The sequence below is a fragment of the Bradyrhizobium sp. MI1.3 genome (assembly GCF_055811695.1).
Map to the genome: position 1 here is coordinate 1 of NZ_JBVVPQ010000100.1, position 20,580 is coordinate 20,580.

Consider the following 20,580-nt stretch of genomic DNA (forward strand, 5'->3'; position numbering starts at 1 on the left):
GTCCGCCACCGCCTCCAGGTGCCCCGCCGCCAGAGGACCCTGACGCTGCAGAGGACGGGCGGTCGTTGTCGAGGAACGACTGGCCCCTGTCGTCGCCATGCGTTGCTCCGTTCTGTCCGCCTGAACGCGCGATGGCCGTCGAGGTCAGCGAGGTCGACAGCAGCAGCGTCATGACGGGGGGTGTCACGGCCGCGAATCTTCCGCAGGTTTTCAGGAACGCCCGCCGGTCGTCATCTTCATTGCCACTTTGGCTCACGATGCGCTCCCCTTGATTTAAATTTGCTTTATTCCTATTATATATTAAATAGACTTTCAACCAGAATTTTGTTTGAAAGATGGAGATTACGAAGCGTGCGCCGCCAGCAGATTGCCAGCATTTCCATGGCCTCGGGCTTGCTCGCCCCGGCGCCGGGAAACCCCAATCTGGAGTGTCAAACTAATATTTAATATGCATATATCTGATTAGCTTGATTAAGGGCAGCGCACGACGGATGATTGCCATGCCACTGCAATTTCACCGGCCCATCGAAAACATGGAGATCTGGAGCGCGAGCGGCGATGGCTTCTCGTTTGTGATCAGCCTGGAGAGCCCTACCGGTCCAGGCTTTCACGGACGCTCCGGATACCTGGCGAGTTGGCGACCACTCTACGAGAACAATGGCGCGATCAAGATCAGCGGGTCGCCCTTCCGAACATTGGCTGAGGCCGAAGGAGCCTGCCGCAACATGGCCGAGCATCTGCGCGCCGCAACCGATGCTCACCGCCCAGCATGATGCGGTGTCCAGCTAACGCGTACCTTCCGGAAGGACATTGCTTCGCTTAACGTCCTCGTCGTTTCGAACCGCCGAATCCTGCTGTAGTAGGCCGGAAGAGGCGAGTTCACGTGCGGCCGCATGTTTCCCGTTTTGCGAAATTGCAAATGCCGCGAGAACTGTTCGATTGCTGATATCGAGCTTCTGGAAGATGTGGTGAAGGTGGACTTTGATCGTACCGTCGGTAATGTTCAGGAAACGCCCAATCTCCTTGTTCGACAGCCCCTCCGATACAAGTCTCATGATCTGCCGCTCCCGGTCGGTCAGCTGCGTCGGAGCCTTTTCCTCACCGGTGTGAGACTCCCCACGGACCTCGCCACCTGTGCACGGCGACCGCGATGCCGGTCCCTGGCGTTCCGCGACCTTCCTCAGGGTCGCGACCAGCATCTCCGGCTCAGCATCCCTCGTGAGGACGAGGCAGGCACGGCCCGCGGCCAGCGTCTGCAACCTTTGATCGCCGGCCTTTTCAGCGAAGAAAATGACCCGGGTACCCTGGCCAGCGGTGTTTGCGATAGCCAGAATGTCCGGTCGACTGATACTGGGCATTGCAATATCGACCAGTGCAATATCGGGCACCAGAAGTCGGATGGCCCCAATGCAGCTTGCAGTATCGCCGCAGGCGGCCACGATCGCAAAATCGCGCTGCGCCGCAAGGACGCTGCTGATCCCCTGCAAGACGATCGGGTGCCGATCCGCGATGACGACTCTGATGCGGCGCATGCTTCCCCTGCCTATCCCTGATACCCCGCGCGGCAGTTTTTATTCCTGCATTCACCTCAAGACGCGCGGGAAGCACAACCAATCCGTTCTGCCAAAACGCCGCACTGTCGATTCGTCGCGGCGCGTATCGACAACGCATGATGGCCACACCACTGTAACTCGCTTTGAGAATGCATGCAGCACCGTAGGATTGCGGTCCTCCACGGAAAATCCGAAGCAGCCGATTCATCTACAAAACAGCGCCTTCTCAGCTGGCCATGATCTGCAAAACTCTCCCGCAGATCTGGCAGTCCAGTATGTGGCTGCCTTGTCAGGATTGGTTAACAGCCATCAAGCTCATCACCGACCACTTATTACGAACGATATATAGTCACATTCATGATTCAAATCTAACATTCGACAAACTTGACCGGAGCGAGGCGGCTGAAAAGCCTCGACCCATAACACGGAGGAGGCTCAAAAAGTAAGACTATTCATCCAACATCAATATGAGGAGTGGAAATTTTCTAACCATTAATCAGACGTCTCGAACGATAACGGCTGCTTCGGCAGGGGCACCGATGAAAACCTGGTCAGCAAAGTTCGGGCGACATTTTCGTTAACCCGGCAAACTTCAATCTGCGGTCACGGGTCATCGCTGGTAATGAGTAGGTGGTCACATGTATTCTTCGGCTGTTTTGCGGCAAACGCATGAATCTCTGATCGTTCAATTCACTGAATTGCAGAATTTACGTAGTCGTGTGTCGATGGCCGAGCAGCGCTTGCTCGGCCCGATGCGAAGGGTCCGCCGGCGGAGACCGGCTGGGAGGCGACCGGCCGGTCGAAGGCACAGGCCCGGCTGGTAGCCCCAAGAAGTACCGCACTGCACACTAGAGTTCTGTGGGCAGGCCGATCAGGCTTGCCCGACGGGGCTTCGACCTGATAAGCCCCCCTCCTATTTCAAATCGGAAGTAGTGGGGACGGCTTCCATGGGGAACGACGAGTGGGCATCCGCGGCCACAGCCGAGCTGTGGCGGCTTTACGATGAAGTGACGACTGTTCTTAGTCGGAGAATGATTGCGGAAAAAGCCAAGCTCGAAGAGCGGCTTCGCAGGATCGAGGGAACTTCCGGGGCCCCCAACGGCGAACGTGCGCGCCGCCCCTACCCGCCAGTGCTGCCGAAGTATCAAAATCCGAAAAACCCGTCCGAGACCTGGTCCGGTCGTGGCAAGCAACCCCGCTGGTTGAAGGCGCAGCTCCGAGCCGGCAAGAAGCTCGACGATTTGTTGATCAACCGTTCATCCAGCCGCAAGCGCCGCCGCACCGGTTGAGCCCCGCGACGGTCGCGACGCCGTAGACACCGCTATGGCGCGGCTGTCCACAGCAACATCTAGCGATCGCGATCCTCTTTATTGTTCGGACTGCCGTCACCGCCGCCGTTGCCGTAGCCATTGTTGCCATGCACAATATGACCGCCTGAACTGGCTATCGCGGCTGAAGTAAGAGAGGTGGACAGCAACAGCGTCATGGCAGGAGGGGTGACGGCGGCAAATTTTCCGCAGCTCTTCAAGAACTCACGACGATCTTCGCCGTCGGTATCGAGATGGGTCATGGGGATCATCCTGCAACAGCCAGCCCTCAATTAAATGGTACGTCAAACTAGCGGAAGAGCAACTTAAATTTGTTAATGCAGTAATTTATTCCTCAGCTTGCCCGTTGATACTTGCCATTAAATCGGCGGCGACCGGAGTTGCGGCGAAAATGGAAACTTGGGCCGGCCGCGGATTGCATTTATTTCGACGTTGAGGGCTGCTGAAGGCGCGCAGGACAGCCAAACGCCTTGGCACCTGTAGGAATATCCCTGTTGACCAGTGAATTTGCACCTATGATCGCGCGGTCGCCGATCGTTACACCCATTTGGATCACGGAATTAGGGCCGACATATACTCCATTGCCGATCCAGGTGGGTGCGTAATCGATCGGGTCCCTGCCGAGCGAAATAGAACGATTTACTGTGTTATGTGTGTAGATCTGGACGCCAGCGGAGATGGAGCACCAGTCCCCTATCTGCAAATCTCCCCCCGAGCCATCCAGGATACATCCTGGTCCAATCCAGGTATTTCGTCCGACCTTGACAGACCCCAGAACGAGCACGTTGTCGTACATCGTGGTGCCCTCGCCGAACCCATACGCTGCGGCGTTATCGTCGCGCTCGGTGAGAAGGTCTCCGATCGGCACCCTCCGATCGAATTGCTTCCTCTTGCGAACTGCGAGAGCCCGCAAAAACTGGCGCGCAAATGCGAGCCATTGATCCACACGGTCATCGGACATTCTGGGATCTCGTAGCATCGGAAGCACCACTTGGTTTGAATTGCCAACTGCCTAACATCGGCAATCCTGACGTACGGCTAATTTGATAAGCGACTTTGGAATGCAATTACAACTTCCTCCCGATGCGCCGCGCCAAATGCAGGTATCGGAGGGCGATACTAGCTTCGGCACGACGTTCGTCGTCAGGCCGACATTATTTAAACCATTTCAATGGCCTACACTTCTTCGCTCCCGCCACACTTGCACAACCGCGACGAATGGACAGTGAGATCCGCTGTCCGCAGTTGACGCAGCCTTGGCATTGCCATACGCGAACGCCCTTCCGTCCAGACCGGCGAACCTGCCTGTTCAATATCGAAGCCCCAAGGTCGGGGCTCGAAGCGTCGCCGCCGTGGCTGCGCCAAACCGGCCTCAGCTCTAACATCTCGGCGTTGGCAACGAACAAGACTACGTTGTAATCCTTCACGTTAATTGGGTTCGTTCTGCGCATTTCGAGCTCCCCTCCTGTTGCCGGAGCGCACAAACACCCGGGGCCGTGTGCCAATGCGCGCACGCGCGCATTGGCGCGAACCGATCGGCATGAAAACCGGTCCGGACGCCGATCACTGGGCCTGTTCCGCGTGACCAACCGCCTCGGCCGACTTGCGCGGTCTTGGCCCGCGTCCAGCGGGGCGGCATTGCACAGCCTCCTACCGGCTTGCGTCGGAGAGACGACGTCGCAGCAACCTGTCGCGCCGTGCCTGCGCACGCCGCAGATAGCGCTCGACCATTTTGAGGTCGTGAACAAGACCGACACAGGCGTCTCCTCGCCCTGACGCCACCGGGCCTGAAGCTGGATCAGAGCCGCACGCGGTTGCGCACAGTTGAGCCAGCAGTGCATTGGCCGCGACTCTCGATGGGCGGGTGCACCAAACCGGAGACGTATTCGAAAGCAAATTCGCCCTGCCCTGGAATTTCTCCGAGGACGCGGCGGCGGACAAGCATATGGCCCAACTGCAGCACAACATGTGGGTGGTCGCCGCCCGCGCCGCGGTGCTGTCGATCATGACCGGTGGTGGCCGATGGGTCGAAATCAGGATCCATGCCGATCCGCTTTATCAACATCTGCTGCTCATCGCCGAGAAGAAGTTCTGGCGCTGTGTGCAAAACGGTGAGGCGCCGCAGCTGTTTGGTATCGAGCCGCCGCGGCCGCGGCTGGCGGCGATCCGGGTGGTCGACATGAGCGGCTCAAACGCCTGGGCGGAATTGGGCGCGCTCTACCGCCAAACTCGCGGCGCGGCGCTCGAGCACGAGCGGGCAAAAACGGAGCTAAAGGCGCTGGTGCCGGAAGACGCCAAGGAGGCGAGCGGCCACGGCTTGCGCGCCAAGCGCTCCAAGGCCGGCGCAATCAGCTTCGAGGTGGTCGACGTCGCTTAAACCTGCCGCCGAGCTCAGCCACGGGCGGGCAACTTGCCGAGCCTGAGCTCCCGGTTCAGAGGGTCTGTCGATGCAGCCGTCCTTTGACTTTGTCCATCTCGATCCCTTCTCTGATCCCCCGGAGCCGTACGAATCGGCATTCGAGCTGTTCGCTGAACTCTGGGCCAAACTGCGTGGCTTTGAGGCGCGCTGCGCGCAGGACCACGCCCTTGTCGCCCTGATCCGTGACCTGGAGCACCAGTTGATCGTCGCCGGACTCATCCTGGCGATCCAGGTGGACCTCCTGAAGGACCGATAACCTCGAGCAGTGGAGACAGCCAATGCAGCGCTGCAGCGTGACCATCAGCCAAATCGCCGGCGCGCTGGCGCGGGCGCAAAGTGAACTTGAAAATCCGGAAAAGGTATTGACCGCGACGATCGTATCACCGTTCCCGCGGGAGGAGAGCCGCACCTTCCGCTATGCCTCGCTCGCCAGCGGGCTTCAGATCGTGCGCAAGTGCCTCACCAAGCACGAGATCGCGACCGTGCAGGCCACCGCGATCGATGTCGACACCGGACTGATCAGGCTCACGACCACCCTGCTCCACGCCTCGGGCGAATGGATTGCCTCCGACTGGCCGGTGTGCCCGGTCGCCGACACCGCCGCCCCGCACCGGATGGGCGCCGCCCTGACCTATGCCCGGCGCTATGCGTTGTTCACGCTGGTCGGCATTGCCGGCGAAGACGATCTGGACGCCCCCGATGCTTCAGCCGGCCCGCCCGCTGCGGCGTCGCAACCAGCCGTTGGCGCCATAGCCAAGCCCGCCAAGGGCGTGCTCAACCGCGCGCCGGTGCTGGGGCCGCCAAGGTCCGCCGAGCTCCGCGAGCAGCTGTTGCGCCGGCTCGCAGAGCTGTCTGGCAGCACTGACCTGCTTGCCTGGGCCAAGGCCAGCCTTCCTCTCAAGAACAGCCTGCTGGAGGCGGACGCCCGCTTGGTCGAGGCCGCCTATCAGAGCAAGCTCGAGGACGCCATCCCTCCCGCAGCCAGCAGGGTCGAACAAGTGCACGCCTTGGATCGCGAGCCAAGCCTGGCAGAAGAACCGCTGCCGGCAGCAGATGCGGGCACCGAGACCGCGCCGCAGCCGGCCCTGCCAGCGGCGCCCGAAACGGGGCTCGCTCATCCCAAAGAGCCTTCCCGCAAGCGCAGCAAGGCCCACCTGCTGTTCGTCCGCAAGCAGCCCTGCCTCGTCTGCCAGCGAGCCCCGTGCGATGCCCACCATCTGAAATTCGCCCAACCTAGGGCGCTCGGCCGCAAGGTCAGTGACGAGTTCACCGTCCCCCTGTGTCGCGCCCATCACCAGGAGCTGCACCGGCATGGCAACGAACGGGCCTGGTGGGCCAATATGCAGATCGCGCCGCTGCCGGTGGCGCAGGACTTGTGGGTGGCGAGCCCAGTCCACAGCCCGTCCAGTGCCGCCGTCCTGAGCGCGGCCGTGCCCTCACGCACCGGGGAGGAGGCCTCACCGCTATGAACGGGGCCTTCCAAACGGCGCGCCCGCGCTGCCGGCGGAGTTCAGTCGCCGAACTCTCCTGGGAGATTCAGCGCTACCGCGTACTGCGCCACAAACGTCTTGAGACTTATAGCCAAAAAGGCGATTGAGGCCACGCTCCGCCGCACCGGCATGCTCGTGATCGCCTCGGAGTTCGAAGACAAGGGCCGTGTACTACACGCTGCAAAACGCGCTGAGCTGGCGGATCGATCCAATCGCTACGTTCGAGATCAACGCGCGTCTTGCGTCCTATGGATTCGACGCGACGCCATCAACACGGAAGTCTACGCGCAGGCGCGCGAGCTCTTGGTCCTGTTCGACGGCTTACTCAATGCCGCGCAGATAAAAGCGCATGTTGCTGCTCCACGAGATCCGGAAACTCGTAAGCGGGCCCATGCGTCGGGGCGCGTCGCCATGCCGCTCACGGAGCGCTTGAAGTCGGGCACAATTAGCTCCGGCTTGTGGCCATCGAATAGGCCGTCACACGATCAAGACAATCCATCTTGCCGCAACGTACGGCCGATCTTCTGTGTCCACCCGCGCACACATCCACACATCTTGCGTTAGAGTCCACGATGGCAGAGGCGGATTTGTTCTGGACCAAAGATCTTCTCGTTAACGACTAAACGTCGGCGCGAATATCGGACACAGCTCACAGGCATGGCAAAATTACAAAGCCGGCACAACGTGCTCCGTCAAAGCGTACGTAGATAACTGAGGATGGCTCGGCGTTCTGTCGCGCTGACATCACCGGGGAAATCCATTCTCGTTCCAGGACAGAAGACGCTTGGTGCTTTGAGGAACTCGTTAAGGCGCTCTTCGGTCCATGTGCCCCCTACCCGGCGCAAACTTGATGAATAATCCGGATAGCTCGTGACCGACGCGACTTGACGACCAACAATGCCGAGCAAATCTGGTCCGATCCGATTGCCACTCATCAAGTTCGGCTGATGGCAGCCGCTACACTTCTCCGCGAAAAGAGTTTCACCCGTGGCACCTTCCTTGGGACGAAGGGAGATCAATTTCTGTTCATCCGTCCATAGCAAGAGACTGCCATCATTGCCCTCGATGAGGTCGCGGATGCGACTCCCGATCGCGATCGGCTCGAGGTATTTGACCTGACCGTCCCGCACACGCGCGCGAAACAGCGACGCCGCCTTGAGTGTGGCGATCAGGAGATCACCTTGCCACTGCGCAAACAATCCGCGCTCCACCCCGATCAAATTAGAAACTGCGATCGAGGGGACCCAAGCGAACACTGGAGCTTCATAGCCCTTCTGCTCCGCATCAGGTTTATTCAGCGGCCACGAGAACGAACCATAGTCTGTTCCATAGGTCGCGAATGGCCAACCATAATTTGCGCCTCGGACCAGCTGATTGAGCTCGTCGCCGCCCTGCGGCCCATGCTCGGTCGACCAAATCGTTCCAGACCGATCGATATAGAGGCCTTCCGCATTTCGGTGACCAATCGTAAAAATTGTAGTGTTTCCATCCGTAATGTTAATGGCCAGTGTTTTGCCGTATGAGGCTGCCGGGTCCTGCGCATAGGCGTGAACCGAGGCAGCCCCGTCGAAGCCAAAATCACCGACGGTCAACAGCAGCGTTTCCGGATTTAGGAGAGCCATCCGGCCCCCACCAAAATAACCGACAAAAGGAATCCCGCGGCGGCGGTGTTCGCCGCGCGTTGGCAGGCAAGGTGAGGTCTCATATAGAGTTCTCCATCCGGAGACAGATTCGCCGCGAAGTAATGCCGCGCGGTTCGCCTCAAGGACGGAGATGCGTTCGGTCCAACATTCCTGACCAACATGCCAGTAAGCGTGCGAGACGAAAATGCGTGTACTGGCGCCGACCTCCTGAACCAGCAGGTCATACGTTCGGAACCACTCAGGATTAAGAATCTCGTGTCCGGCCTCTCTGCTCTGGGTCTCTTGAGGCACCCAGTCGGAGCGGTCTGCCCATGGACGGCCTGCAGCCGCGGAAAACGCCTCGCCGTTGATCGGTACCAGATACGGCAGCGTGTGGACGGTCATGTGGTCGACCGCTTCCCAGGAGAAGACATGGAGATGGCCGTCTCCGCTCACGAGAAGATAACGATCGCCGATCCGGGCCAGTGCTCCGCCGCGCACCGCAGATTTTGGAAACGCGTTCGAATAAGTGTGAACGTCCAAATTGTAGAACTCAGTCTTGATCGAGGTATTAGTGTGCACCGCTACATCGGGTGTAACCCGCAATGCGAACGACCCCGCGGCCGCCGCTGCCAGCAGCCCGCCAAGCGCCAGAGCTTGGTGCAGCGCCGCAGTTCCTACGAAGTACGGGGCGGGGACGAGCACCAGGGCAGACGTGAAAATCCCGAGGGTGATGGCGCGGGAATAATCGGTTCTGGTGAGGACAAACCCCAAGAAGACCACACCAAAAATCGCCATTGTGGACGCGATTGTCCCACCCAATCCCCGCCCCGGTGATGAGGGCCTAATCAAGAGAGTACATGCGGCGCTTAGGACGAAAGACGCCATAAGACAGCCAAATGGAAGCGACTGAGCGGCGGGAAGCCGCCATAATGGCACGCCAAAACTCAATATTGGAAATAGCAAAAGCAACGCGACAGAGGTCGCATACCACAAGACCAGATAATACCCCGACGGACGTTGGCGCCGGCCAGGATTCGCTTTCGCTCCGGTTTGGTCGAGAAGCTTGAAGCGTGTCACCACACCTTTGCGCGAAGACGGAACAATCCTCGTCTTTCGAAACTCCTCGGACGCCTCCGCAACTCCATGTTCTGTTCTCACGCTTTTAGTCATTAAATTATCCCACCACTATTAATCGACTGGATTAATCGCTAGAGGTTATTATGCACCTCGCTTTGTGCAGCGCGATGCCTGCGCCCGCGCTCACGCCCCTTCCTGCCCAACCGCCGCCCACAGCCCATCGCGGCCCGGGCTCTGCACGCGAACCCAGCGATAGGGCGTCCGCGACCATGGCTTGATCTGAGGCGTGAGATTATCCAGGACGACATCGCCGCTCCTGGTCCGTACGAGGAGCACCAAATGATGTTCTCCGGAACTAACCACGACTTCACTCAATAGCAGGACTCGCGCCGGCCAACCGCGCTGTAGCAGCTCGTGGCGCTTGCTCACGGCGTAATCGTTGCAATCGCCACGTGCGGGGTTAATGATCCACGCCTCGCCCGCCAGACCGAGCTCGTTGCGAACCGGCGCTATCGCCAAGTTGACCGCGCGATTGATCTGCCGCAGGTCCGCCCATCGCTTCTCGGTCAACCGGATCGGCCCGCCCCGAAAGGAGCGCCGCGGGCGACATTCCGCCTCATAGCGCAGGCAAAACGCCGTGTAAGTGATAGGCGGAAGCGTAGGGCGTCCCAGCTCGATGTGCGCAAGAGCCGGTGGCGGGACCGTCGGCACAGTCAAGGCCGCACGCGCCCACTGAACGCCTCCAATCATGACAGCTACGGCCGCCGCCACGATTGGCCCCGAGGTTCGTTGCATCTGCCGATCCCCCTGCGAACGCCAAACCAAGGTCCGAATTCACCACTCACCGCGGCCGCCCCCTCCGGTCGTTGGAACGGCCACCTTCGTATAATATTTAATATTAATTAATTTCATTTAATCCGCAACAATAAATTTACGAATTAATTGGCATGGAAATCGCACGCAAATGAGCCACGGTGGTGCGCGCTGGCCCTCCCGAAGAAGGATGGGAAGAATGGAGCGAAAATAGTGGCCGGGTCCCGGAGGGAAAAATGCCCGTCAAGCGCAAATTTTTAATTTTGATTTAATTATTTACCGAGACCAAAGCTTCCAACGACGACTTGGGCAGGAACAGAATCACATGCCAGATGAGCTACTCGTTATTCTGGGGGCTGAGGCTACAATGCTTGTCTTCATGGCGGCCATGACCCTGCACGCCAAGCGAATGGATGTATTGAGCGGATGGTCTCTCGAGCGGTCGGGAGTCTCGCCCACGGGTAACACGCATCCGCCGCGGTCGATCGGCCGAAAGCCGTGCGATTTAATGCGGTTGATCAGGAGATGGGACGGACTCACGACGTTCGACCCGCGAAATCTCTTGCGGCGACCGACATCACCGGAACGACGCAGTCGGGCCTTCAAACCAGACGCAGGCTCCGCCCCGGCTTGTGACGCGCTTTCGCCGGCCAGGCACGCCCGCCGCCGATGCGTCCGTGCTTTCAGAATCGTGCAGCGGCTTGAGCAGGTAGGACAGCGCGGTCCGACCTCCCGTCTTGATGAGGACCTCGACCGGCATATAAGGCAACAGCTTGGCCGATCCGTGTTTGCCGAGCTCGGTGATTTGCAAGCTTACACCACGGCCGATGGCCGCGGGACGGCTGCTGTAGAAGCCGAGCCCCAACCTCGACGATGAGAACATGCATGCTGATTGCGCCCGATCCATATTTAGTTTGCGCGCAAGGGAATCAATCCGCCGGTGAAAGGCAAATCAACAGCCTCCCGGTCAACGCCGCGAACAGGCGGACATCTCCGCCCAGATTAACGAATGGTTGAAATCACCAGGCCCAAAAGCCCCAACTTACCCGACTTAAAAAGTAAGGTCGCCTCGAGCATGGAAGCTCAGAAAAGAATATGACGGCTGGAGGCGACGGGTGGATCAAGTCCCGACGGCGGCATCCGGCCGCCGAGCTGCTCGCCGAGGTCGAGCGCACCACCGAGCCGGTCTCGGCCGGCCTGTGGCTGCGTCCGCGCTAGCGCGATGCTGGCACGACGCCGAGCAGCTCCGCGAACGCCTCGGCCCGGCGCTGCCAGCTGTGCTCGGCGGCGAAGGCGCGGCGGCGGGCGACCTCGGCCTCGGGGCGCGGGTCCTCAAGCCACTTCACGACCGTGGCAGCGTAGGCGGCTGGGTCGGTCTCCACCCGGATCAGGTTCTCACTCTGGTCCGTGAGCCACCGGATCGCGGGCAGGTCGCTGGCCACGACGCCGCGCCCGGCGCTGAGATACTCGAGCGTCTTCAGCGGGAAGCTGCCCCGGTTGAACGCCGTGTCGGCGTACGGGACCAAGCCGACGTCGATCGTCCGCAGGTAGCGGGGCAATTCCTCGAACGGCTTGGGCCCGGTCCACTGGACGTTCGTGCGAGCCAGCAGGCGCTCCATCCGCTTCAGTTCGAAGCGCGGGTGGCGCGGCCCGACCAGCAGCAGCGAGGTCCCCGTGTCCGCGACCGCCTCCAGCATGCTCAGCTCGATGCGGTCGCCGAGGTGGCCGACGAACCCGGCTATGGGCCCCTTCAGGACCACGTCCTCGGGCACCGGCGTCTCGTCGGTGGCGGCGAAGCGCTCGGCGTCGGCGCCGAATGGGATCAGGGTCGTCTCGCGCCCCCGCGCTCGCCAGCTATCGGCCACCGTCGGGCTGGAGGCCACGATCAAGTCGGCAGACGCTGCCAGCCGCCGCTCGCCGTCGGCGATGCGCCCGGCCGAGGTGCCGAACAGCAGCGCCCCGCCGACGAAGTCGTCCTGGGCCCAATAGACCTTCAGCTCCTCGTGGCAGGTGCCGAGCGTGCGGACCAAGGCGCTGACCCCGATGACTGCGCGCGGCCGTCCGCCCCGTCCGAGCAGCGCCTCGACCGCCTTGCGCTGCGCCCGCCGGACGATCGCGGTGGTGATCGCGGCCATGCCGGGCCGCTCGGGCCCGGGCAGCACGACCGGCGTCAGCCTGGCCAGGTTCGGCGCCAGCAGCCGCAGGCGCGGCTCGGTCAGCCCGGCCCGCAGCTCCGGACGCCGCAGTGGGCTCAGCACCGAGATGGCAGGGTCCACGTAGAGCACGGGCACAATCTTGGCCAGCGCCTCGGCCATGTGCTGGTCGGCGAACTTCACGCTGTCCCACGAGTTGGCCGCGCACAGCACGACCAGGCCCTTCCAGTCGCCGGGCAGTGTCGGTTCAACCATGCCGTCTCGCTCCTTCCAACGTCGTGGTTGCGGCACCGAGTGCGTCGGCAAGGGCCCTGTCCCAGGTGAAGTGGCGGGCCACGTCGGTCCCCCAGCCAGCATCGCCTCGCAGACCGCGTCGGGTCCTGGTGACCGCCTGGGCCAGCTCGCCGGGGTCGCCGCCCGCGATCATGGCACCGGTGCGGCCGGGGGTCCATGGCGAAGGCGGCGCGCCCGACGCAGGGGAGCCCGCGAGCCTGCGCCTCGGCGAACACGATCCCGAAGCCCTCCAGCCGCGACGGCATGAACGAGGCGGCCGAGACGAGGCGGCCGAAGAACTCGACCCGCGCAGCAACTGCGATCGAGGACAAGACTCCATAACCAACAATGATCCATCGGTCGTAGTGTGTCGTCACCTCCACTGGGGATACCGCATTTGTCCCTCCTCAGATAAGTTGAGACCGATCTGGTTTTTCGAGAAGGGGAGGCACTGGCTCATCAGGGCTTAGAGTTTAAGCTGCCTGCAGTTGATGCTGCAAGCCTGGGGTCCGGAAGACATCGTTGCGTTCGTCGCGGATCTAGTCGTGCGCACGATGCGCTTGATGGTTATGCCGCTCTTCGACAGAGCCAGGACGGTCGCGTTGCTCTCCCCTCGGCGCAGATAGCCCTCATACTGGAGGTGCTCGGCGGCTATTAGCAGCTTGGCATGGATCGTGATCGCGCCAATGGCGGTAGGTACCTGGCGCATTCAATTTGCGGACGCAAATGACGCTTACCTACTGCGTAGTCATTGCAATCGCCGCGATCGGGGCTGATGATCCACTCCTCGCCTGCAAGGCCAGTTCGGTGGGCGTCGGCACGATGGCCAGATTGATAGCGCGATTGATCGCCCGCAGCTCCGTCCACTGTTCCTCGGTCAGCCGGATCGTCCCACGGAAGCGTCTAGAGCGGCATTCAGCCTGCTTGCCGAGGCAAAACACGACGCAAAAGGCGGAAGCGTCGGTCGTCCCAACTCGATGTGCCGAGAGGCCGCCTGCAGGGACGTCGGCACCCACCCGTCCTGCGACGCTCGCCCGTTGAATTCCCCCGATCGTGACAGCACCGCTATCGCGATGACTGAGCCGGCGGTTCGATGCATTTGCCGATTCCGTCGCGAACGCCAACTGAGGCTCGGATTTACTTGCAGCGTGATCGCGGTCGAGGGGCGCGCACAATTATCGCATATTTACGATTTACCATATTTAGCTTAAATTAATTCAAATGATTAAATTCTACTGGCTACCCGGCGGCGGAAGTGCCAGATGTCCAGACGGCAAGGCTTCTTCCGGCCGGCAACCGGCATCTGCCGCTTTTGGTCGCGCACGCGCACGGGATTTGCGGCGGTTTGTGAGGACTTAAGCGAGGACTTAAGGGCGGCGTCGCCAGGGTCTCCCGATCAAGTCTCCAGTCGCTCGGCCCGCGTCGGGCCTACGGACCACGGTGCGAAGCGTGTCCGACCTAGTGGCTCGTTCTCGTCCGCCTAGTGGCCACGGTCACCCAGCCCTCGGGTACCACGCGCTTTTTGCGGCGGCAGGTCCCTAGCCGGTACTTGCGATTACGCCGGGCCAAACGCGAGTGCTTGTGCACTCGAAGGGCCGTCATCGCGTCGGCGGAGGCTCAGCGTTTCTTGATTGCGCGCGTAGCGGGCGTCGGACATCTTCGTCCCCCATAGCGCGCCCGCCGCCGGACTGTCGGCGAGCGAGCTGCGCCGGAAGCACGGCATCAGCGCTCCTTCAGCACCTTTTGATATGCTCTTCCGTGAACCTGCCTTTACGCGCTGCCTGTCCGCTGACAGAACAGAACCGTAACTTAAAACCCGGGCATTTCAAGCGAGCAGATCTGGGCAAAACAACCTTGAATGTTGATTTTCTTGTGGGCTATAACCAATAGTGAGGTGCTCGTCTTTATCATTGCTGGCGGTCTTGGCGCCCGGGATGAAGAAACTCGGTTGGCGGCCAAAGCCGATGCTCCCGCGGAGAGCATCTGATGTTGGCACAGGAATTTGTCATTCGCCGGATTTCACCGACCGGCGGTACCGGCTGGCTGCTGCACAAGAGAGCGCTATGAATCCAATTTTAGAAGAAGATCTTCACTACATACTGAGCAAGCTTTCACCGTCGAACAAAAATTCCTTCCGGGATGGCACCATACTCATCACCGGCTGCGCGGGCTTTTTGGGTTTTAGTTTCATGCAGTTTTTTTCCGAGCACGCCTCAGCATTGGGGATTCGTAAAATCATTGGGCTCGATACATTTCTTCTTACAAAGCCTACATGGATTTCGGAACTCGCCACCCGCCATGCGGGCTTGGTCGACATTTACCAGTTCGACGTTTCTAAAGACGATATCTCAAGCATTGACGGAAGCGCTCAGGCGACCCATGTGATTCATGGCGCATCCATTGCTTCTCCGATTTTTTATCGAAGATTCCCTATCGTAACCTTAGATGCAAATATTTGGGGCCTAAGGCGGTTACTCGATTTTTATACATCAAAGAAATCCCGGGGCTTTTTGTTTTTCTCAAGTAGCGAAATTTACGGCGACCCCGATGCGGCCAACATTCCCACGGCCGAAGAATACCGTGGCAACGTTTCCTGCATTGGCCCGCGCGCCTGCTATGACGAATCGAAGCGGTTTGGCGAAACCATGTGCAGCCTGTTTTCCAAGGAGTATGGAATTCCGATCACTGTCGCAAGACCATTCAACAATTACGGACCGGGAATGAGAATCGATGATCGGCGCGTTCCCGCGGATTTCGCAAAGTGCGTAATCGAAAACAAAGACATCGAAATTCTCTCCTCTGGTTCGCCTACGCGCACATTCTGCTATGTCGCTGATGCGCTCGCGGGGTACTTAAAGTGTCTCACCTACGGCGAGTTCGACTACTTCAATATCGGCATTGAAAGGCCGGAGATTTCAATTCGAGAACTTGCATCGCTCTATCAAGAGGCCGGCTCCCGCTTCCGTGGCTACACGGGAAAGGTAGTTTTGGGTCAATCCCCTGACAAAGAATATCTGACTCATAATCCGAATAGACGATGCCCCATCATCGAAAAGGCAAGGACGAAACTAGGGTACAATCCCGAAATCAACGTAAAGACCGGAGTCGAGAGATTCGTTCAGTTTCTCCTGCACGAGAAGGAGAAAGGAGACCTAGCGTGAAGCTGTCAGTAATCGGAACAGGCTATGTCGGGTTGGTGAGCGGCGTTTGTTTTGCCTCTAAAGGCCACGACGTCGTTTGTGTTGACGTGAGTGAAGAGAAGGTCAGTTTGATCAATAGGAAGATTCCGCCCATTCATGAGGAGGGCCTTCCAGAACTTCTTCGCACCGTTATCGACGAAAGAAAATTCCGCGCGACCTCTAATCTGAATGAGGCCTTGGATTTTTGCGAGGCCGTGATCGTGGCCGTCGGAACTCCGACGACCGATGGAAAACTCGACCTCACCTATCTCGTTCAGGCAATACGTCAAATCGGCGCGTACTTGAAGTCGACGAACAAGTTTTTAAGCGTGATCATCAAAAGCACAGTTCTTCCGACCACGACGGATACTGTCGTTCGCGAAGCGATTACGGAAGCGTCTGGCAGAAAGGTTTCGCAATTTGGACTTGGAATGAATCCTGAATTTTTGCGCGAGGGAAAAGCCATCTCCGACTTCAATTTCCCTGATCGCATTGTTCTTGGGTTCGACGACTCCCAAACTCGTGAGGTTCTCTCGAAGATTTACGAGCCCTGGAACGTCGACAAGGTGTATGTCAACACCCGGACAGCGGAGATGATCAAGTACGCGAACAACTGCTTACTCGCGCTCCAAGTTTCAGCCGCGAACGAACTGGCGAATCTTGCGGCCAAGCTAGGTGGGATCGATTTTATGGATGTTTTTAGAGGCGTCACTCTCGACAAGCGATGGAATCCAATTGGATCCGATGGATCTCGTACAGATCCCGAAATTTTGACTTATTTGGTGCCTGGGCCCGGCTTTGGCGGCAGTTGTTTCCCGAAGGACGTTCAGGCGATCCGCACACAGGGACAAAACAATGGCCTTCCAATGGAAATATTGGAAGGCGTCTTGAGTGTGAATGCGAAACAGCCCGAACAGGTGACAAAAATCCTTGGAGCTCACTTTGGAAATCTAGAGAGCAAGAACATCCTGCTACTGGGACTTGCGTTCAAGCCGGAAACCGACGATGTTCGTGAATCGGCCTCGATCCGCATTTCGGAAGAATTGCTTGCACAAAAGACCAATCTTGTTGCGCACGATCCAATTGCGACGGAAAACTTCATCAAGTTCTCGGGCGTTCAAACCTCTGCAATCCGATTCACCAAGAATTGGAGAGCGGAAATTGCGAACGCGGACGCAATCGTGGTGGCTACGCGGTGGGCAGAATACAAAGCTCTTCCTGGCCTCAAGGTTGCCGGCAAAGTCGTGTTCGATACGCGACGGCTTCTTTCCCCAAAGGATTTCCCAAGCTCCACGTACTTTTCGATCGGCCGAAGGGTTTAGCTGCAGTAGCCAGTGCCCCAAGCCTTTCTTCAGCATGTCGGGGCGATTCTACGTTGGGATCACGACACCGAACTTACTTCAATGTCTCACGGTAATATTCAAAACAGTCGTCCCAGGCTTTCGATTCCTCCCAATTACCGACATACCCGACCGCCGAATCTGCGTTGTACCTTCGTATAGGCTCGCTAAAGTCCGTTTGGTGATCGAGAATGACTTGAAGCTCTCTCCCCGCACGCTTCGAAAACTCCTTCGCGTATTTTTGCGCGAACTCCCCCTGCCTGCATACGTAACCGCTGGGATTCAATTTGGTGAGAATTTGACTTTGTGAAGGAAGTGCCTCGATGAACTTGCGATAACAACGGGAAAGCAGCGAAACGTGCGCGTTGTCGCGCAAGTATTCCGGCGTTCTTACGTGCGGAGTCTGGCCACTCGCCCATGTTTTAACGAGATAGTGCGTAAAGCGTTCTTCTTCGTAAGGACCGAATGGATTGGTAATCACGAACTTGCCGAGCTTCAACTTCCTTTGTTCACAAAAATAGAGAAAGATCTCGTAGGTCATCGTCTTCGAGAGCCCGTAAGGATTGAAAGCTCCGGAATCTCCCAAACCTTCATTGGATTCGAAGACAGACCCAGTAAGAACAAGGCCCTGACCACCGCCGCCTTGGAAAATATCCAATACGCGTCTTAGGTTATTCGTATTGCTCGCAGTTGCCGCCATGTGATCGAAATCGGGACTTCGATAATCCTTCATTTCCGCGGCATGATGGCAAATGAGCTCAAACTTACCCGATTCTAAAATTTCCAAAAAACTTTCTGAGCCAAATGAGACATTCGGCTGTATCGAAGAAACTTTGGCGAGTTCCTTAAAACGCTCGCCGCGAATCCCTTCGTAAGAACCGCTTCGCACGGTCGCTACTACTTGGTGACCGGCCCCAGCTAGCTCTCGCGCGAACCATAAACCAGTAAACGATGTGGCTCCGGTCAAAAGAATTTTCATAGCAATCCTCAAATCAACAGCGCGGGAGTAAAGTCGGGCTCATTCGCGTCATTCTCACACATATACGCCGGTGACTTACGCGCCGCTTCGATGGAGCCATCGCATTGTGACCAGAGCTGCGAGACTGCGGACAAACCACAGGCCAATGAACGAGCTTGCTCCAGTAAGAGGAATCTTCACAAGCCTCGGAGCAGTTCAATCCCGTGAAAAGCGGGATTGAACTCGGGCCAGTTACGATCTTTTTCCGAGACTTCCACGGGAACGCGAGGCCACCTCACGTCGAAACGTGGATCATTGAAGCGTATCCCGCGCTCTGCTTCGGGAGTGTAGAAGGCGTTGACGAGATAGAACGCCTCCGTGTCGTCGGTCAACGTAAGGAAGCCGTGCGCAAAACCGCGCGGAACATACATCATCAACCGGTTCTCGCCTGATAATTCCGCCCCGAACCACTGAGCATAGGTTGGAGAATCCGGGCGGAGATCAATAATAACGTCATATAGCGTGCCACGGATGCAACGCACGACCTTGATTTCGGCTGCTGGCGGCAACTGGTAGTGCATACCGCGCAATGTGCCCGCCTTGGCAGTAAGCGAGTTGTTGATTTGGACGATCGGAGTGGGAATTCCAGCTGTTTCGAATTGCCGTTGGCAGTATAAGCGCGAAAAAAAGCCTCGATCATCGCCTCGCTTTTCTAGTTCGATCGTATATGCGCCAAGAAGCGGCGTCTGGTGGAATTTCATCGGCAGATCCTTGGGTTCTGGGCCTTGTTTGCCAGTGCGAGGCACCGCCTCACCACTGATAGCCTCGGTGACTGCCTCATTATTTTTTTCCCTTCCGGGCATTGTAATCGCGGCGAGATGTACCACTGCGTCGCCGCCGTCGAGACGGCCGAGGATACGTCCAAAATGCATTCATGCTATCGAGCGATTCCTGCGATCTTTTGGCTCTCGGCGAGATTGTGCGCAAGGTAGAGTGTGTCGGAGCCAACCAGTTTGGAATCGGGAAGCTTGTCGCGGAAAGCGGAACGAGCGTTCGGCCGACATAGCCCGCCACAACGGTAATGAGGATCCGCTTTGAACGCCCGTTACCATTTCTTCCAGGGAGCTTTGTTGCTCAACCAGAGGTCTTCCAAGTACCGCTTGTCGCGCAACGTATCCATCGGATGCCAGAACCCGTCGTGAAAGAAAACACTCATTTGGCCATCCTTTGCCAAGTTAATCATCGGCTCCCTTTCCCAGATCGTTGCATCTCCCTCGACATAATTTCCGATCTTGGGCGATAGAACAAAAAAACCGCCATTAATCCAGCCGCCGTCACCGCGCGGCTTTTCCTGAAAGCCGGTTACTCGGGTGCCATCGTAATTGATCGCACCAAAGCGTCCGGGAGGCTGGGTTGCCGTCACGGTTGCAAGGCGTCCTTCACGACGATGGAATGTGATACTCTCGGTTATGTTGATGTCCGATACACCATCGCCATAGGTGACGCAGAAAGCCTCGTCTTTTGCGAGAAAGGGCAGAATCCTCTTAATGCGGCCCCCGATCATCGTTTCCTCACCTGTGTCGATCAGAGTGACCTTCCAGGGCTCGGAGTGGTTTTCCAAAACTCGCATACTGTGTTCCCGCATGTCGAAGGTAACGTTCGACTGATGCAGGAAGTAATTGGAGAAATATTCCTTGATTACGTACCCCTTGTGGCCAAGACAAATGATGAAATCATTGATGCCGTGGCTACTGTAGATCTTCATAATGTGCCACAGGATCGGCTTGCCGCCGATCTCGATCATGGGTTTGGGGCGGATATCGGTCTCTTCTGCAAAGCGCGTTCCGAGACCGCCGGCCAATATCACTGCCTTCATCGATCGCCTTGAAATCTTTGTCGTTTTCGCCCAGACCACCGAGACTGGTGCCGTCGCCAATAATCGCGAGAAAACATTTAACCCCACTAATTAAATATTATCAAGATTTAAAATGCGATCAAAATTTAAATTTTGTTCGCCCATGCGCGCCTGAGATATAAATACACAATTTTAAGCGTGCGCTGCCGCCTTTGCGCAGTCCTCCCTCTCGTTCGAAGCAGCAGATGGACCTTTGTCGGACAGGATTATACGAACCTGTCAGATCGTCCGCGGGCCGTTGGTATAACTGGTGTGCGGCAAGCGCGTTCACCGGTTAGAGTCAGGAGAACTTACCTTGCAAACCGAGGAGTGCTCGGACATCCCGCTCCCACCTACTCGTCGCCCTGGTCTAAGCTCGTAGGCGACCAATCGGCTGCAGGGTAAGCGATGTTCTCAGGCCACGCGCCAGCGTTTTTGGGTAGCGAGATAGGCCCAGGGTAGCAATTCGTCGATCTGG

At 58.2% G+C, this 20,580-nt stretch carries 19 protein-coding genes and 1 pseudogene; 8 read left to right on the top strand and 12 right to left on the bottom strand.

The features are described 5' to 3' along the window. The coding region (locus AC0L3A_RS36765) for a hypothetical protein (RefSeq protein ID WP_473256252.1) at window positions 1–259 on the bottom strand (259 nt) is incomplete at its 3' end. A 241-nt stretch (window positions 260–500) separates the two neighbouring features. Here AC0L3A_RS36765 and AC0L3A_RS36770 point away from each other — a divergent pair. Next, window positions 501–773 carry a hypothetical protein gene (locus AC0L3A_RS36770; protein WP_166517484.1) on the top strand — a complete coding sequence of 91 codons (273 nt, stop codon included), beginning with the start codon at window positions 501–503 and terminating at the stop codon, window positions 771–773. 12 nt (window positions 774–785) lie between these two features. Here the strand turns inward: AC0L3A_RS36770 and AC0L3A_RS36775 are convergent, their stop codons facing one another. Further along, a complete protein-coding gene (locus tag AC0L3A_RS36775; RefSeq protein ID WP_354128789.1) occupies window positions 786–1,532 on the bottom strand; it encodes a response regulator transcription factor in 747 nt (248 codons plus the stop codon). Between the two features lie 968 nt (window positions 1,533–2,500). On the opposite strand from AC0L3A_RS36775, the gene AC0L3A_RS36780 reads away from it, so the two are divergent. Beyond that, window positions 2,501–2,842: an H-NS histone family protein gene (locus AC0L3A_RS36780; RefSeq protein ID WP_007592797.1), complete on the top strand. Its 342-nt coding sequence runs from the start codon at window positions 2,501–2,503 to the stop codon at window positions 2,840–2,842. A gap of 59 nt (window positions 2,843–2,901) precedes the next feature. Here AC0L3A_RS36780 and AC0L3A_RS36785 read toward each other — a convergent pair whose 3' ends face one another. Beyond that, entirely contained in the window at window positions 2,902–3,132 is a 231-nt protein-coding gene (locus tag AC0L3A_RS36785) for a hypothetical protein (RefSeq protein WP_051058403.1), read from the bottom strand. A gap of 170 nt (window positions 3,133–3,302) precedes the next feature. Beyond that, complete coding sequence (locus tag AC0L3A_RS36790; protein WP_354128790.1) at window positions 3,303–3,842, bottom strand: acyltransferase; 540 nt, start codon at window positions 3,840–3,842, stop codon at window positions 3,303–3,305. A gap of 879 nt (window positions 3,843–4,721) precedes the next feature. On the opposite strand from AC0L3A_RS36790, the pseudogene AC0L3A_RS36795 reads away from it, so the two are divergent. The 3 genes and pseudogenes from AC0L3A_RS36795 to AC0L3A_RS36805 all read left to right on the top strand — a co-directional run. Further along, window positions 4,722–5,258, top strand: a pseudogene (locus tag AC0L3A_RS36795) (YqaJ viral recombinase family protein); the annotation flags it as partial. A 70-nt stretch (window positions 5,259–5,328) separates the two neighbouring features. After that, complete coding sequence (locus tag AC0L3A_RS36800) at window positions 5,329–5,556, top strand: hypothetical protein (protein ID WP_473256241.1); 228 nt, start codon at window positions 5,329–5,331, stop codon at window positions 5,554–5,556. Between the two features lie 22 nt (window positions 5,557–5,578). Beyond that, window positions 5,579–6,769, top strand: coding sequence for an ERF family protein (locus tag AC0L3A_RS36805; RefSeq protein ID WP_473256243.1), 1,191 nt, complete (start codon window positions 5,579–5,581; stop codon window positions 6,767–6,769). A gap of 713 nt (window positions 6,770–7,482) precedes the next feature. Here the strand turns inward: AC0L3A_RS36805 and AC0L3A_RS36810 are convergent. The 3 genes from AC0L3A_RS36810 to AC0L3A_RS36820 all read right to left on the bottom strand — a co-directional run bounded on the left by AC0L3A_RS36810 (window position 7,483) and on the right by AC0L3A_RS36820 (window position 11,188). Then, window positions 7,483–9,210 carry a PQQ-dependent sugar dehydrogenase gene (locus AC0L3A_RS36810; protein WP_473256244.1) on the bottom strand — a complete coding sequence of 576 codons (1,728 nt, stop codon included), beginning with the start codon at window positions 9,208–9,210 and terminating at the stop codon, window positions 7,483–7,485. A gap of 465 nt (window positions 9,211–9,675) precedes the next feature. Continuing rightward, complete coding sequence (locus AC0L3A_RS36815; protein ID WP_473256246.1) at window positions 9,676–10,287, bottom strand: transglutaminase-like cysteine peptidase; 612 nt, start codon at window positions 10,285–10,287, stop codon at window positions 9,676–9,678. A 595-nt stretch (window positions 10,288–10,882) separates the two neighbouring features. Further along, complete coding sequence (locus AC0L3A_RS36820) at window positions 10,883–11,188, bottom strand: hypothetical protein (RefSeq protein WP_473256247.1); 306 nt, start codon at window positions 11,186–11,188, stop codon at window positions 10,883–10,885. Window positions 11,189–11,400: 212 nt separating this feature from the next. Here AC0L3A_RS36820 and AC0L3A_RS36825 point away from each other — a divergent pair, with 212 nt between their 5' ends. Further along, entirely contained in the window at window positions 11,401–11,523 is a 123-nt protein-coding gene (locus tag AC0L3A_RS36825; protein WP_256467730.1) for a hypothetical protein, read from the top strand. Here the strand turns inward: AC0L3A_RS36825 and AC0L3A_RS36830 are convergent. Together AC0L3A_RS36830 and AC0L3A_RS36835 are read right to left on the bottom strand one after the other, a co-directional pair. Continuing rightward, on the bottom strand, window positions 11,520–12,713 hold the full coding sequence (locus AC0L3A_RS36830; protein WP_085395826.1) for a glycosyltransferase: 1,194 nt from the start codon (window positions 12,711–12,713) through the stop codon (window positions 11,520–11,522). The genes AC0L3A_RS36825 and AC0L3A_RS36830 overlap by 4 nt on opposite strands. Before the next feature lie 755 nt (window positions 12,714–13,468). After that, window positions 13,469–13,855, bottom strand: coding sequence for a hypothetical protein (locus tag AC0L3A_RS36835; protein ID WP_473256248.1), 387 nt, complete (start codon window positions 13,853–13,855; stop codon window positions 13,469–13,471). 810 nt (window positions 13,856–14,665) lie between these two features. Between AC0L3A_RS36835 and AC0L3A_RS36840 the strand changes: the two genes are divergently transcribed. Next, the gene (locus tag AC0L3A_RS36840) at window positions 14,666–15,892 is read left to right on the top strand and encodes an NAD-dependent epimerase/dehydratase family protein (protein WP_473256249.1); all 1,227 of its coding nucleotides are present in this window, start codon (window positions 14,666–14,668) and stop codon (window positions 15,890–15,892) included. Further along, a complete protein-coding gene (locus AC0L3A_RS36845; RefSeq protein ID WP_161495151.1) occupies window positions 15,889–17,232 on the top strand; it encodes a UDP-glucose dehydrogenase family protein in 1,344 nt (447 codons plus the stop codon). The genes AC0L3A_RS36840 and AC0L3A_RS36845 overlap by 4 nt, the downstream gene beginning before the upstream one ends. Window positions 17,233–17,305: 73 nt before the next feature. Here AC0L3A_RS36845 and AC0L3A_RS36850 read toward each other — a convergent pair whose 3' ends face one another. The 3 genes from AC0L3A_RS36850 to rfbF form a co-directional block, all read right to left on the bottom strand. Beyond that, window positions 17,306–18,229: an NAD-dependent epimerase/dehydratase family protein gene (locus AC0L3A_RS36850; protein ID WP_473256250.1), complete on the bottom strand. Its 924-nt coding sequence runs from the start codon at window positions 18,227–18,229 to the stop codon at window positions 17,306–17,308. A gap of 176 nt (window positions 18,230–18,405) precedes the next feature. Continuing rightward, window positions 18,406–19,140, bottom strand: a complete 735-nt coding sequence (gene rfbC, locus AC0L3A_RS36855; protein WP_473256251.1) for a dTDP-4-dehydrorhamnose 3,5-epimerase — start codon at window positions 19,138–19,140, stop codon at window positions 18,406–18,408. 173 nt (window positions 19,141–19,313) lie between these two features. After that, window positions 19,314–20,084: a glucose-1-phosphate cytidylyltransferase gene (rfbF, locus tag AC0L3A_RS36860; protein WP_085395821.1), complete on the bottom strand. Its 771-nt coding sequence runs from the start codon at window positions 20,082–20,084 to the stop codon at window positions 19,314–19,316. Between the last annotated feature and the right edge of the window lie 496 nt (window positions 20,085–20,580).

Bases quoted from the DNA above. Each gene is read 5' to 3' on its own strand.
- AC0L3A_RS36825 (WP_256467730.1), top strand. From the start codon at position 11,401: ATGACGGCTGGAGGCGACGGGTGGATCAAGTCCCGACGGCGGCATCCG.
- AC0L3A_RS36790 (WP_354128790.1), bottom strand. From the start codon at position 3,842: ATGTCCGATGACCGTGTGGATCAATGGCTCGCATTTGCGCGCCAGTTT.
- rfbC (WP_473256251.1), bottom strand. From the start codon at position 19,140: ATGCATTTTGGACGTATCCTCGGCCGTCTCGACGGCGGCGACGCAGTG.
- AC0L3A_RS36820 (WP_473256247.1), bottom strand. From the start codon at position 11,188: ATGTTCTCATCGTCGAGGTTGGGGCTCGGCTTCTACAGCAGCCGTCCC.
- AC0L3A_RS36850 (WP_473256250.1), bottom strand. From the start codon at position 18,229: ATGAAAATTCTTTTGACCGGAGCCACATCGTTTACTGGTTTATGGTTC.
- AC0L3A_RS36810 (WP_473256244.1), bottom strand. From the start codon at position 9,210: ATGGCGATTTTTGGTGTGGTCTTCTTGGGGTTTGTCCTCACCAGAACC.
- AC0L3A_RS36785 (WP_051058403.1), bottom strand. From the start codon at position 3,132: ATGATCCCCATGACCCATCTCGATACCGACGGCGAAGATCGTCGTGAG.
- AC0L3A_RS36775 (WP_354128789.1), bottom strand. From the start codon at position 1,532: ATGCGCCGCATCAGAGTCGTCATCGCGGATCGGCACCCGATCGTCTTG.
- AC0L3A_RS36780 (WP_007592797.1), top strand. From the start codon at position 2,501: ATGGGGAACGACGAGTGGGCATCCGCGGCCACAGCCGAGCTGTGGCGG.
- AC0L3A_RS36840 (WP_473256249.1), top strand. From the start codon at position 14,666: ATGAAGAAACTCGGTTGGCGGCCAAAGCCGATGCTCCCGCGGAGAGCA.
- AC0L3A_RS36770 (WP_166517484.1), top strand. From the start codon at position 501: ATGCCACTGCAATTTCACCGGCCCATCGAAAACATGGAGATCTGGAGC.
- AC0L3A_RS36805 (WP_473256243.1), top strand. From the start codon at position 5,579: ATGCAGCGCTGCAGCGTGACCATCAGCCAAATCGCCGGCGCGCTGGCG.
- AC0L3A_RS36815 (WP_473256246.1), bottom strand. From the start codon at position 10,287: ATGCAACGAACCTCGGGGCCAATCGTGGCGGCGGCCGTAGCTGTCATG.
- AC0L3A_RS36830 (WP_085395826.1), bottom strand. From the start codon at position 12,713: ATGGTTGAACCGACACTGCCCGGCGACTGGAAGGGCCTGGTCGTGCTG.
- rfbF (WP_085395821.1), bottom strand. From the start codon at position 20,084: ATGAAGGCAGTGATATTGGCCGGCGGTCTCGGAACGCGCTTTGCAGAA.
- AC0L3A_RS36800 (WP_473256241.1), top strand. From the start codon at position 5,329: ATGCAGCCGTCCTTTGACTTTGTCCATCTCGATCCCTTCTCTGATCCC.